Source organism: Pseudomonas morbosilactucae (assembly GCF_023241715.1).
Classification (GTDB): Bacteria; Pseudomonadota; Gammaproteobacteria; order Pseudomonadales; family Pseudomonadaceae; genus Aquipseudomonas; species Aquipseudomonas morbosilactucae.
Map to the genome: position 1 here is coordinate 1 of NZ_JALQCW010000116.1, position 13,116 is coordinate 13,116.

9 protein-coding genes and 2 pseudogenes are annotated in these 13,116 nt (G+C 63.8%); 10 read left to right on the forward strand and 1 reads right to left on the reverse strand.

Annotation, left to right across the window (positions count from 1 at the left end; genetic code table 11):
* The first annotated feature begins 271 nt into the window (after positions 1-271).
* The 7 genes and pseudogenes from M1B34_RS32525 (at position 272) to M1B34_RS32555 (ending at position 6,190) form a co-directional block, all read left to right on the forward strand.
* Positions 272-853: an alpha/beta hydrolase gene (locus M1B34_RS32525; RefSeq protein WP_268267317.1), complete on the forward strand. Its 582-nt coding sequence runs from the start codon at positions 272-274 to the stop codon at positions 851-853.
* A gap of 57 nt (positions 854-910) precedes the next feature.
* Positions 911-1,842: pseudogene (locus tag M1B34_RS32530) on the forward strand (sigma 54-interacting transcriptional regulator).
* Positions 1,843-2,019: 177 nt separating this feature from the next.
* Positions 2,020-2,802: a MetQ/NlpA family ABC transporter substrate-binding protein gene (locus M1B34_RS32535; protein ID WP_123328984.1), complete on the forward strand. Its 783-nt coding sequence runs from the start codon at positions 2,020-2,022 to the stop codon at positions 2,800-2,802.
* 422 nt (positions 2,803-3,224) lie between these two features.
* On the forward strand, positions 3,225-3,890 hold the full coding sequence (locus M1B34_RS32540) for an amino acid ABC transporter permease (protein WP_123328986.1): 666 nt from the start codon (positions 3,225-3,227) through the stop codon (positions 3,888-3,890).
* The gene (locus M1B34_RS32545) at positions 3,871-4,530 is read left to right on the forward strand and encodes an amino acid ABC transporter permease (RefSeq protein WP_268267319.1); all 660 of its coding nucleotides are present in this window, start codon (positions 3,871-3,873) and stop codon (positions 4,528-4,530) included. The genes M1B34_RS32540 and M1B34_RS32545 overlap by 20 nt, the downstream gene beginning before the upstream one ends.
* Entirely contained in the window at positions 4,527-5,309 is a 783-nt protein-coding gene (locus M1B34_RS32550) for an amino acid ABC transporter ATP-binding protein (protein ID WP_268267320.1), read from the forward strand. Before M1B34_RS32545 ends, M1B34_RS32550 begins: the two co-directional genes overlap by 4 nt.
* Positions 5,306-6,190, forward strand: coding sequence for a transporter substrate-binding domain-containing protein (locus tag M1B34_RS32555; protein WP_268267321.1), 885 nt, complete (start codon positions 5,306-5,308; stop codon positions 6,188-6,190). The genes M1B34_RS32550 and M1B34_RS32555 overlap by 4 nt, the downstream gene beginning before the upstream one ends.
* 132 nt (positions 6,191-6,322) lie before the next feature.
* On the opposite strand, the pseudogene M1B34_RS32560 reads toward M1B34_RS32555, so the two are convergent.
* Positions 6,323-7,496: pseudogene (locus M1B34_RS32560) on the reverse strand (AAA family ATPase).
* Positions 7,497-7,665: 169 nt separating this feature from the next.
* On the opposite strand from M1B34_RS32560, the gene M1B34_RS32565 reads away from it, so the two are divergent.
* The 3 genes from M1B34_RS32565 to M1B34_RS32575 are packed head-to-tail and all read left to right on the forward strand — an operon-like array spanning position 7,666 to position 12,889.
* On the forward strand, positions 7,666-8,760 hold the full coding sequence (locus M1B34_RS32565) for an efflux RND transporter periplasmic adaptor subunit (RefSeq protein ID WP_268267322.1): 1,095 nt from the start codon (positions 7,666-7,668) through the stop codon (positions 8,758-8,760).
* Positions 8,757-9,824 carry an efflux RND transporter periplasmic adaptor subunit gene (locus M1B34_RS32570; protein ID WP_268267323.1) on the forward strand — a complete coding sequence of 356 codons (1,068 nt, stop codon included), beginning with the start codon at positions 8,757-8,759 and terminating at the stop codon, positions 9,822-9,824. Before M1B34_RS32565 ends, M1B34_RS32570 begins: the two co-directional genes overlap by 4 nt.
* Positions 9,824-12,889 (forward strand): efflux RND transporter permease subunit, encoded by a 3,066-nt coding sequence (locus M1B34_RS32575; protein WP_123329000.1) that lies wholly within the window; start codon positions 9,824-9,826, stop codon positions 12,887-12,889. The genes M1B34_RS32570 and M1B34_RS32575 overlap by 1 nt, the downstream gene beginning before the upstream one ends.
* The last annotated feature ends 227 nt before the right edge of the window (positions 12,890-13,116 follow it).

A 13,116-nucleotide genomic window follows, 5' to 3' on the forward strand; every position in this document is an offset into this window, starting at 1 on the left:
GGGGGATTTTCGGCTCTTGGCGATGGCTGCGCGGGCCAACGCTCTACCTGACACCCCCCTCCGGTGTAGGCGCTGGCTTGCCAGCGATGGCGCCCTCCAGGGCGGTGCAAGGCTGGGTGACCTGATCGCCGGCAAGCCGGCTCCTACGGCGGTTGTGGGTAAGGGTCGTATATTCTTTTAGGGTCTTAATAAATAGCTTCTTATTCCTTAACGAATATAAATCCCGTCCCTATACTCGATCAGGAACAGACACGCAGCAGGAGAGTTTCCCATGCGCAATGAATCCATTCGTTACCTGATTGTGCCGGGCTGGCAAGGATCGCCAGAAGATCATTGGCAGTCCCACTGGCAAAGCAGCCTGCCCAACAGCGCGCGGGTGGAACAGGCCGATTGGCTGACGCCTCGTCGTGAAGACTGGGTGGCGGCCCTGGCTGAAGCCATTGCCGCGGACAGCACGCCGGTGATCCTCATCGCCCACAGCCTGGGCTGCATCACCGTGGCCCATTGGGCGGCCCATGCGCCGGTCAGCGCCCTGCGCCAGGTGCGCGGCGCGCTGCTGGTGGCCCCGGCCGACGTCGAGCGTCCTGCCTGCGTGCCTGCCCTGCGCAATTTTGCGCCCATTCCCACTGACCTGCTGCCGTTCCCCAGCCAAGTGGTCAGCTCCGACAACGACAGCGCCGTGAGTGCGCCGCGTGCCCTGGAGTTGGCCCGTCACTGGGGCGCCGAAGCGGGGATCCTCTCCGGTGCCGGGCATATCAACGTCAAGTCCGGACACCAGCGCTGGGAGCAGGGCTTTGCTTACCTCTATCGCCTGCAAAACCGCATGGAGCACCACGCCCTGCGCCGCGCCTGATTTTTTCCTATTTGTTTAACGCCCCCGTCTTCTGGCGCTTTGGGGCGGGAGCCTGCCATGAGTTTGCAAGAGTCTTTCGGCCAGCCACTGCTGACCTTTCCTGACGCTGACAAGAGCCCACTGAGCATTCGTGCCAAGGCCCTGGTGTTCGTCGATCCACGTTCACGGCAGTTGCGCCAGGAGCTGGAGCAATTGGCACCGCGCTCCCTGGCGGTGTTGATCCGGGGTGAAACCGGCAGCGGCAAAGAGCTGCTGGCGCGGCATATCCACCGCGCCAGCGACCGTGGCGGCCTGTTCGTTTCGGTGAACTGCGGTGCCATCAGCCCGACCTATGCCGATGCCGAATTGTTCGGTTATGCCGGCGGCAGTTTCAGTGGTTCGGCCAGCAGCCGTGCCGGCTGGTTCGGCTCGGCCAACGGCGGCACCCTGTACCTGGACGAGATCGGCGACCTGCCGCTGCCGATCCAGACCAAGCTGCTGGCGGCCCTGGAAAACCACGAAGTGACCCGCGTCGGCGCTCATCAACCGAGCCCGGTGGACGTGCGCCTGGTGGCGGCCACCAGCATCGACCTGGCCCAGGCGGTGGCGGCGGGCAAGTTTCACGAGCGGCTGTACCACTACTTGAGCGAGGGCCAACTGGAATTGCCGGCATTGCGCGAGCGGGTTGGCGATATCGAATCCCTGGCGGAGTACTTCCTGGGGATCTACAGCCAGCGCCTGGACCTGCCGGTGCCCCTGATCAGCGAAGCGGCCCAGCGCTTGCTGGAAGGCCACAGCTGGCCGGGCAATACCCGGGAGTTGGAGAACGTCATTCACTTCGCTTTGCTGGTCAGCAGTGGCGATGAAATCCTCCCGGAGCACCTCAACCTGCCCCAGGCGCCCGCGCCCCTGGAGCAGATTCAACAGCTGCTGCGGCAAGTGGTCGAGAGCGGTTCGGCGGCTGAGCGCCAAGGCTGAAGCAATTGTTGCAGGGTCTCGACCTGTCCTGAGAGGACAGGGTGAGGCCGCTCCTACGGGGGTGGAAGATGAGCAAAATGGAATATGAAGGTGAATAAAAGATATTGTTCGGGAATAAAAAATCTCGGTATCTTCCGCTCCACGCCAGCGATAGCACTTCACTGGCACTCTCATTGAAGCCGTCGTTCACGACACATTAAGGACACTGCATGAAAAAGGTTCTGTTGTTCACCGCACTGGCGGCAGCCCTGACCGCGGGCCTGGCCCAGGCTGGCGAGAAGCTGGTAGTCGCCGCAACGCCGGTGCCCCACGCCGAGATCCTCGAACTGATCAAGCCGACCCTGGCCAAAGAAGGCGTGGACCTGGAAATCAAAGTCTTCACCGACTACGTCCAGCCCAACGTCCAGGTGGACCAGAAGCGCCTGGATGCCAACTACTTCCAGACCCTGCCGTACCTGAAAAGCTTCAACGAAGGCAAAGGCACTAACCTGGTGACCGTGATCGGCGTGCACGTCGAACCCTTCGGCGGCTACTCGAAGAAGGTCAAGTCCCTGGCTGAGCTCAAAGACGGCGCGACCATTGCCATTCCTAACGAAGGCAGCAACAGCGGCCGGGCCCTGATCCTGCTGCAGAAGGCGGGCCTGATCGAACTCAAGGACCCGAAAAACGCCCTGGCGACGCCAAAAGACATCGCCAAGAACCCGCACAACTTCAAGTTCAAAGAGCTTGAATCGGCCATGCTGCCGCGTGTGCTGGACCAGGTCGACCTGGACATGATCAACACCAACTACGCCCTGGAAGCCGGCCTGAACCCGGCCAAGGATGCGCTGGTGATCGAAGGTGCGGATTCGCCGTACGTGAACTTCCTGGTGGCCCGTCCGGACAACAAGGACAGCGCAGCGATCCAGAAGCTGGCCAAGGCCCTGACCAGCCCTGAAGTCAAAGCCTTCATCGAGAAGAAATACAGCGGCGCAGTACTGCCAGCGTTCTGATCGACTACGCTTGTACAGGTAAAACCCCTTCAAGGTTTAAACGCCGACGGCTGTTACAGCGTCGGCGTTTTTTATTGCCTGGAAACAGGCTTGGCGGGGGGCTGGAGGGCCCGGCACAAGGCCGTCAGCCACTTCACCAGGTCCTGAGCATCGAGAGGTTGCGCCGTCTTTGTTTGAGTCATTAGCCGATCATCCCTGTGAGTGTCCCGGGGCAAGACATCCCGCCTGCCCCGGCAGAAAAAGTAGTCGCTCGGCGCCATCCCGGCAAACTCGCGGGTTAGGTTTTTGGGTGATATCAATATGCTTTAACGGTATTTAAATTCTGCTTTTTATACCTTTAAAGTCTGTGCTTGCCGGGTGGTTACCCACCGCCCAATGGACCGCACCACCGCCGCTGTACCCCAGCGGCGTCAGGACTTTCAATGACCTTCGACTACGCCTTTATCCTCAGCACCCTGCCGGCGTTTCTCAAAGCCGTGGGCGTGACCTTGCAGGTCGGGCTGATCGCCATCGGCACGTCCCTGCTGGTGGCCCTGATCAACGCCACGATCCTGGTTTTCCGCACCCCTTACCTGCAACGCCTGGTCGGCCTCTATGTGGAGCTGGCCCGCAACACGCCGTTGCTGATCCAACTGTTCTTTGTCTACTTCGCCTTGCCGGCGTTGGGGATCAAGGTTTCCGGGTTTGCGGCGGCCATCATCACCATGACCTTTCTTGGCGGCGCCTACCTCACCGAGGTGTTGCGCGCCGGTGTCGAAGCCGTGCCCCAGGCGCAGCTGGAATCGGGCCGTTCCATCGGCCTGTCGCACTGGCAACTGCTGCGCTACGTGATCCTGCCCCAGGCCGGGATCCTCAGCCTGCCATCGCTGTTCGCCAATTTCATTTTCCTGCTCAAGGAAACCACCGTGGTGTCGGCGGTGGCGGTGCCGGAGATTCTCTACACCACCAAGAGCTACATCGCCCTGTACTACAAGACCTACGAAATGCTCGCCGTGCTGACGCTGATCTGCGTGTTGCTGTTCCTGCCCCTGTCGCTGTTGCTCAGCCGTTTGGAAAGGAGGCTCCAGCATGGCCAGTTCGGGTCTTGAGTTGCTCCTGGTGTCCTTGCCGCAACTGGGCAAGGGCGCGGCACAAACCTTGTCCATCTCCTTTCTCAGCATTGCCTTCAGCACCTTGGGCGGCGTGCTCTATGGCGTGCTGCGGACCCTGGAGCGGCGCTGGCTGAATGCGCTGCTGCGGGTCTACCTGGAGCTGTTCCGGGCGATCCCGGTGCTGGTCTGGCTGTACTTGCTGTTTTTCGGCTTTCCGATCTTCTTCGGCATCAGCATTCCGAGCTTCTGGTGCGCGGTGCTGGTGCTGTCGTTGTGGGGCGCCAGCGAGGTCGGCGAGGTGGTGCGCGGGGCTCTGCATTCTCTGCCCCGGGGCCAGCGCGAGGCGGGCTTGTCCATCGCCCTGTCCGGCGCTCAGCTGTACGCCTACGTGCTGCTGCCCCAGGCGCTGCGCCGCATGACGCCGCCGACCATCAACGTCTACACGCGGATCATCAAGACCAGCTCCCTGGCGGTGCTGATCGGCGTGGTGGACGTGATCAAGGTGGGCCAGCAGATCATCGAGCGCACCTACGAATCGGTGCTGATCTACGGCGTGCTGTTCCTGTTTTTCTTCTTTATCTGCTACCCGCTGTCGGCCGCGTCCCGCGTGCTGGAGCGCCGCTGGACGCAAGCATGAGCGCATTGATCGAGTTCAAGGGTTTCAACAAATTCTTCGCCGAGCACCAGGTGCTCAACGAGGTCGACCTGAGCGTGGCGGCGGGGGAGGTGATTGTCATCCTCGGCCCCAGCGGCTGCGGCAAAAGCACCTTGCTGCGTTGCCTCAATGGCCTGGAGGCGGCCCACAGCGGCCAGTTGCGCTTTGCCGGGCGCGAGCTGCTGGGCAAGCACACCGACTGGCGCCAGGTGCGTCAGCAGATCGGCATGGTGTTCCAGAGCTACCACCTGTTCCCTCACATGAGCGTGCTCGACAACCTGCTCCTGGGCCCGCTCAAGGTGCAGAAGCGCCAGCGCGCCGAAGCCCAGGCCCAGGCCGAAGCCCTGCTGGAACGGGTGGGCCTGAGCGACAAACGCGACGCCTTCCCGCGCCAGCTGTCCGGCGGCCAGCAGCAACGCATCGCCATCGTCCGCTCACTGTGCATGAACCCCGAGGTGATGCTGTTCGACGAGGTCACCGCAGCGCTGGACCCGGAAATGGTCAAGGAAGTGCTGCAAGTGATTCAGGGCCTGGCCCGGGACGGCATGACCCTGTTGATCGTGACCCATGAAATGGCCTTCGCCCGGGCTGTGGCCGACCGCATCGTGTTTATGGACGCGGGGCGCATCCTTGAGCAAAACACCCCCGAGGCTTTCTTTACGAACCCGCAAACCGCACGCGCGCAGCAGTTCCTGGAGAAGTTCTCCTTCGTTGAAGCACTGCCTAGAAAAGCACCTACAAAGGAACTGCAACCCTCATGAAAACTGCCAAGTCTTCGCTGTTGTTACTGCCCCTGTTCGGCCTGGCCCTGCTGGCCGGCTGCGATAAAGCCGCCGAGGCGCCCAAGCCGACGGCCTCCAGTGCCAGTGCCACCCCGGCGGCCGGCTACCTGGACAAGATCAAGGCCCGGGACAAGCTGATTGTCGGGGTATTCACCGACAAGCCGCCGTTCGGCTTCGTCGATGAAACCGGGCGCTACGTGGGTTTTGATACCGACATCGGCCGTCGCTTCGCCAAGGACCTGCTGGGCGACGAGAACAAGGTGGAGTTCGTCGCCGTGGAACCGGCCAGCCGTATTCCGTTCCTGCAAAGCGACAAGGTCGACCTGATCCTGGCCAACATGACCGTGACCCCGGAGCGCAAGGAAGCGGTGGAATTCACCAACCCCAACCTCAAGGTCGCAGTGCAGGCCCTGGTGCCCAACGCCAGCGAAGTGAAGAGCCTGGACGATCTGGCGAGCCGCACCACCATCGTCACCACCGGCACCACGGCGGATGTCTGGCTGACCAAGAACCACCCGGACTGGAAACTGCTGAAGTTCGAGAAAAACTCCGAGTCCCTGCAAGCCCTGGCCAACGGTCGCGGCGATGCCTACGCCCAAGACAACCTGGTGCTGTTCAGCTGGGCCAAGCAAAACCCGGGCTACCGCGTGCTGGAGCAGAAACTCGGGGACGAGGCGCCCATCGCACCGGCGGTGAAGAAGGGCAATATCGAGCTGCGTGACTGGGTCAACGCCGAACTGGCCAAGCTGGGCGAAGAGCAGTACTTGCTCAAGCTGTATGACCAGTACGTGCGTAAAGAGCTGAGCGACGACACCAAGCCCGAGAGCGTGATTGTCGAAGGCGGCAAGTGGCAGGGCTGACCCCTTCTCCCTCCGCGTAGGAGCTGGCTTGCCAGCGAAGGCGTCCGTGAGGGCGGTGCAGGGCTTAAGGGCCTCTTCGCCAGCAAGCTGGCTCCTACGGGGGGCATGGCAATCGGGGCCGGCGGGGACGCTTCAATCGGGCCAGTGCCAGGCCGGCTCATCGAGCATCCCTTGGCCGACCAATTCGGTCTGGCCGAGGGTCTTCTCCAGCACGATGGAGTTGCACGCGGGGTCTTGCTGCAAGGCCGCGATCAGGCGGCTGGCATGGGACACCACCCACACCTGGCACTGGGTCGAGGCGCGGCTGATCAGTCGCGCCAAGGCCGGCAACAAGTCCGGGTGCAGGCTGGTTTCCGGTTCGTTGAGCACCATCAGCGTTGGTGGCCGTGGGGTCAGCAAGGCCGCCACCAGCAGCAGGTAGCGCAAGGTGCCGTCCGACAACTCCGCTGCCGACAACGGTCGCAGCAACCCTTCCTGATAAAACTCGATGGCGAAACGGCCGCCCTGCAGGCGGGCGATCTCCAGGCGTGCGCCCGGGAAGGCGTCGCTGATGGCGCCGTGCAGCGCCTCGGGGTCGCCGATTTCCAGAATGGTCTGTAGCGCCGCCGCCAGGTCGCGGCGTCGTGGTGCAGCACCGGCGTGCGGGTGCCCAGTTGCGGCTGGCGCGCCGGGGCCTCGGCGTCGCTGCGAAAGTGATCATAAAAACGCCAGCCACGGATGTTCTCCCGCAGCAGCAGGACTTCGGGCGACGAACGCAGGCTGCCAACCTGATCGAACAAGCTGTCGAAAGTCGCGGTGTGTTGCGCAATCACTTCCCAGTTGCGTCCCTCACGGGTGCGGATCATCGGCCCGGCGCGGCCCACCAGCAGGCTGGCCGGGCGATACAGCGGCCCGGCCCAGATGCATTCCTTCTTGATTTCCGGGTCCAGGGCGAAGGCCGAGAGGTTCATGGGCGGTGGCGGGTCCGGCAGGCCCAGGGAAATGGCGTAGCTGAAATCCTCGGCGGCAAAGCCCAGGCGCAACCGGGTGACCTTCTTGCGCGGGCCGCCGCCCTCAATGGCCACCTCGCCGTTGCGCATGCGTCGGCTGATGCTCTCCGGGCCGCCCAGAAGGTCGATTGCAGGCCGCCTTCTCGGGCCAGGGCGTTGACCACGCCGCCTTGGGCCGTCTCTGCCAGCAGGCGCAAGGCGCGGTACAGGTTCGACTTGCCGCTGCCGTTGGGGCCGGTGATCAGGTTCAGCCGCTCCAGGCCAATCACCAGTTTGTTGATCGAACGGTAATTGGCCACCGCCAGGGTCTTGAGCATCCCGGGTCTCCTTTTCTAGGGGGGGCAGTGTGCCTGAATCTGCCGCTTTCAGGGGCGCGCAGGGGGCTTCGCGGCAATCTCCAAAAGCCTCCGTGCAGCGGTTGAACCCTGTTCTAAGCTCAGAGTCGTAACCTCACCTGGCACGACAGCTTCACGCAAAGGAGCCTGCATGGCTGCGCTTATTTCAAAGTGGACAGTGGGTCTGAGCCTGTTGGCGCTGCTCGGCGGCTGCGGCGCAGAAAAACCGACGGAAAAAGAGCGGCCCCGGGTTCGGGTGCAAGCGGTGAGCACCACCGACTTCGCGCCCTCGGTGACCTTGACCGGGGACGTCCAGGCGCGGGTGCAGACCGAGTTGTCGTTCCGCGTGGGCGGCAAGATCATCCAGCGCTCGGTGGACGTCGGCCAGCGTGTTTCCGCCCAGCAAGTATTGGCTCGCCTCGACCCCAAGGATTTGCAGACCAACGTCGATTCCGCCGCCGCTTCTGTGTTCGCCGAGCAGGCCCGGGTCAAGCAGACCAGCGCGGCCTTTGTGCGCCAGCAAAAACTGTTGCCCAAGGGCTACACCAGCCGCAGTGAATACGATTCGGCCCAGGCGGCCCTGCGCAGCAGCCAGAGCGCCCTGACCGCCGCCCAGGCGCAACTGGCCAATGCCAAGGAACAACTGAGCTACACGGCCCTGGTCGCTGAGGCTCCAGGGGTGATTACCGCACGCCAGGCCGAAGTCGGCCAGGTGGTGCAAGCCACGGTGCCGATCTTTAGTCTGGCCCGCGACGGCGAGCGTGACGCGGTGTTCAACGTGTATGAATCGCTGTTGGTGGACCCACCCAAGGACGCCACCATCAGCGTCAGCCTGCTGGACAACCCGTCGGTCAAGGCCACCGGCACGGTGCGGGAAATCACCCCTGTGGTGTCGGCCGAGAGCGGCACGGTGCAGGTCAAGGTGGCCCTGCACGACCTGCCGCCGGGCATGGACCTGGGCTCGGTGGTCAGCGCCACCGCCAGTGTGCCGGGCAAGGCCAGCGTCGAGCTGCCCTGGTCGGCCCTGACCAAGGACCTGCGCGACCCGGCGGTGTGGCTGGTGGGCGAGGACGGCAAGGCCGCGCTGCACAAGGTCACGGTGGCGCGCTACCTGACCGGCAAGGTGATCATTGGCGATGGCCTCAAGGGCGGCGAAAAAGTCGTGGTGGCCGGTGGGCAACTGTTGCACCCGGGCATGTTGGTCGAAGTGGCCGACGATGCCCCCACCCAGGGAGCCAAGCCATGAAGCGTCTGTCGCTGCTGCTGTGCGCCGTGGCCGTGCTGGCCGGCTGCTCCAAGCAAGAGCCGGCCGCGGAACCGGTGCGGCCGGTGCTGTCGCTGGAGGTCAAGGCTGAAGCCGAGGAAAGCCTCGGGCGCTTTGCCGGGAACATCCAGGCCCGCTACGAAACCAACCTGGGCTTCCGCGTGCCAGGGCGGATCGCCAACCGCAATGTGGACGTCGGCGCCCAGGTCGAGCCGGGTGCCTTGCTGGCGACCCTGGACCCCACCGACCAGCAGAACCAGTTGCGCGCCGCCGAGGGCGACCTGGCTCGGGTCGAGGCGCAGTGGATCAACGCCCAGGCCAATGCCCGGCGCCAGCAGGAGTTGTTCGATCGCGGGGTCGGTGCCCAGGCCCAACTGGACATCGCCCTGACTGACTTGAAGACCACCGGCGCCTCCCTCGACCAGGCCAAGGCCTCGGTCAGCCAGGCCCGGGACCAGCTCAATTACAGTGAATTGCGCAGTGACCACGGCGGCGTGGTCACCGCCTGGAATGCCGAGGCCGGGCAGGTGGTGACCGCCGGCCAGCAGGTGGTGACCCTGGCCCGGCCGGACATCAAGGAAGCGGTGATCGACCTGCCGGCCAGCCTGGTGGACCAGTTGCCGGAGGGTGTGCTGTTCACCGTGGCGGCCCAGTTGGACCCGAGCATCAGCACCCGCGCCACAGTGCGCGAGATCGAGCCCCAGGCCCAGAGCGCCACCCGCACCCGGCGTGCGCGCCTGACCCTGCTCGACACCCCGGACGCCTTTCGCCTGGGCACGGCCATCAGCGTGACCCTCAGTTCAGCCATCGAACCGCGCACTCGGCTGCCCCTGTCGGCCCTGCAGGAGGTGGACGGCAAGGCGCGCATCTGGGTGATCGACACTCAGCAACAGACGGTGGCCCCGCGTGACGTCACGGTGCTCAGCCGCGACGCCGATTCGGCCCTGATCAGCCAGGGCGCCACGCCCGGCGAGCGCATCGTCAGTGCCGGCGTCAACAGCCTCAAACCGGGACAGAAAGTCAAAATCGACGAGGACAGCCAGTGATGACGCCCGCCAGCAAAGGAAGCTTCAACCTGTCCGAGTGGGCCATCAAACATCAGTCGTTCGTCTGGTATTTGATGTTCGTCGCCCTGCTGATGGGCGTGTTCTCCTACATGAACCTGGGGCGTGAAGAAGACCCGTCCTTCACCATCAAGACCATGGTGATCCAGACCCGCTGGCCCGGTGCGACTCAGGAAGAAACCCTGAAGCAGGTCACCGACCGCATCGAGAAAAAGCTCGAGGAACTGGACTCCCTCGACTACGTGAAAAGCTACACCCGCCCCGGCGAGTCGACGGTGTTCGTCTACCTGCGCGACACCACCAGTGCCAAGGACATCCCCGAGATCTGGTACCAGGTGCGCAAGAAGATCGACGATATCCGCGGCAGCTTTCCCCAGGGCCTGCAGGGGCCGGCCTTCAACGATGAGTTCGGTGACGTGTTCGGTTCGGTGTACGCCTTTACCGCTGACGGCCTGAGCATGCGCCAGCTGCGGGACTACGTGGAGCAGGTGCGGGCGGAGATTCGCGAGGTGCCGAACCTGGGCAAGGTGGAGATGGTCGGCGAGCAGGACGAGGTGATTTACCTCAACTTTTCGACCCGTAAGCTCGCCGCCTTGGGCATCGACCAGCGCCAAGTGGTGCAAAGCCTGCAATCGCAGAACGCCGTGACCCCGGCCGGGGTGATCGAAGCCGGGCCGGAGCGGATTTCCGTACGCACCTCGGGGCAATTCGCCTCCGAGAAGGACCTGGCCACGGTCAACCTGCGGCTCAATGACCGCTTCTATCGCCTGGCGGACATTGCCGAAATCAGCCGCGGTTACGTCGACCCTTCGACGCCGCTGTTCCGCTTCAACGGCCAGCCGGCCATCGGCCTGGCGATTGCCATGAAGAAGGGCGGCAATATCCAGGACTTCGGCAAGGCCCTGCATGCGCGCATGGATGAGCTGACCGCCGACTTGCCGGTGGGCGTTGGCGTGCACAAGGTGTCGGACCAGGCCGAGGTGGTGGAAGAGGCCGTAGGCGGCTTCACCAGCGCGTTGTTCGAGGCGGTGATCATCGTGCTGGTGGTGAGTTTTATCAGTCTCGGCGTGCGGGCCGGCCTGGTGGTGGCCTGCTCGATCCCGTTGGTGCTGGCCATGGTGTTTGTGTTCATGGAATACAGCGGCATCACCATGCAGCGCATTTCCCTGGGCGCCCTGATCATCGCCCTTGGGCTCTTGGTGGACGACGCCATGATCACCGTGGAGATGATGGTCACGCGCCTGGAAATGGGCGAGAGCAAGGAGCAGGCGGCGACCTTCGCCTACACCTCCACGGCTTTCCCCATGCTCACCGGAACCCTGGTGACCGTGGCCGGGTTTGTGCCGATCGGCCTCAACGCCAGCTCGGCCGGCGAATACACCTTCACCCTGTTCGCGGTGATTGCCGTGGCGATGCTGGTGTCCTGGGTGGTGGCGGTGCTGTTCGCCCCGGTGATCGGCATTCACATCCTCAGTGCCAAGGTGAAACCCCATTCCGAAGAGCCGGGCCGGGTGGGCCGAGCATTCAATGGCGGCTTGCTGTGGGCCATGCGCAACCGCTGGTGGGCCATCGGCATCACCGTGCTGCTGTTCGCGGCCTCGGTGTTCTGCATGGGCTTTGTGCAGAACCAGTTTTTTCCGTCCTCGGACCGCCCGGAAATCCTCGTCGACCTCAACCTGCCGCAGAACGCCTCGATCAACGAGACCCGTCTGGCGGTGGACCGCCTGGAGGCGACCCTCAAGGACGATCCGGACATCGAGCGCTGGAGCACCTACATCGGTGAGGGTGCGATCCGTTTCTACCTGCCCCTGGATCAGCAACTGCAGAACCCCTACTACGCCCAGCTGGTGATCGTCAGCAAAGGCCTGGAGCAGCGCACGGCCCTGACCCAGCGTTTGCAGCAGCGCCTACGCGAGGACTTCGTCGGCATCGGCAGTTACGTTCAGGCCCTGGAAATGGGCCCGCCCGTGGGGCGGCCGATCCAGTACCGGGTCAGCGGCAAGGACATCGACCTGGTGCGCAAGCACGCCATCGACCTGGCCACCGAGCTGGACCGCAACCCGCACATCGGCGAGATCATCTATGACTGGAACGAGCCCGGCAAAGTCCTGCGCATCGACATCGCCCAGGACAAGGCGCGGCAGTTGGGCCTGTCCTCCGAGGACGTGTCGAAGCTGATGAACGGCATCGTCAGCGGCTCCACCGTGACCCAGGTGGACGACGATATTTACCTGGTGAACGTGGTCGGGCGCGCCGACGACAGCGAGCGCGGCAGCCCGGAAACCTTGCAGAACCTGCAGATCGTCACCCCCAGCGGCACCTCGATTCCGCTGCTGGCGTTTGCCACGGTGCGGTACGAACTGGAGCAGCCACTGGTCTGGCGGCGGGACCGCAAGCCGACCATCACCATCAAGGCCGCGGTGCGCGATGAGATCCAGCCCACGGACCTGGTCAAGCAGTTGAAGCCGGCAATCGAGCAGTTCGCTTCGCAGTTGCCCGCCGGTTATTCGGTGGCCACGGGCGGCACCGTGGAAGAGAGCGGCAAGGCCCAGGGGCCGATCGCCAAGGTGGTGCCATTGATGCTGTTCCTGATGGCCACCTTCCTGATGATTCAACTGCACAGCGTGCAGAAGCTGTTCCTGGTGGCCAGCGTGGCCCCCCTGGGGTTGATCGGCGTGGTCCTGGCGCTGGTGCCCACCGGTACGCCCATGGGCTTTGTGGCGATCCTCGGGATTCTGGCGCTGATCGGCATCATCATCCGCAACTCGGTGATCCTGGTGACCCAGATCGACGCCTTCGAACGAGACGGCTATTCGCCCTGGGACGCGGTGGTGCAAGCCACGGAACACCGTCGCCGACCAATCCTGCTGACCGCCGCAGCGGCCAGCCTGGGGATGATCCCGATTGCCCGGGAAGTGTTCTGGGGGCCGATGGCCTACGCCATGATCGGCGGGATCATCGTCGCCACCCTGCTGACCCTGCTGTTCCTCCCGGCGCTGTACGTGGCCTGGTACAAAATCAAGGAGCCCACCCAAAAAACCTCTTAAACCGCCATCGCCGGCAAGCCGGCTCCTACAACGGTTGGGCGTTTGTTTTTTCTGTAGGAGCTGGCTTGCCAGCGATGGGGCCGCAAGACGAGCGCCCCACTCGAAACCGCCATCGCCGGCAAGCCGGCTCCTACAACGGTTGGGCGTGTGTTTTTCTGTAGGAGCTGGCTTGCCAGCGATGGGGCCCACAAGACGAGCGCCCGATCCGAAACCGCCATCGCCGGCAA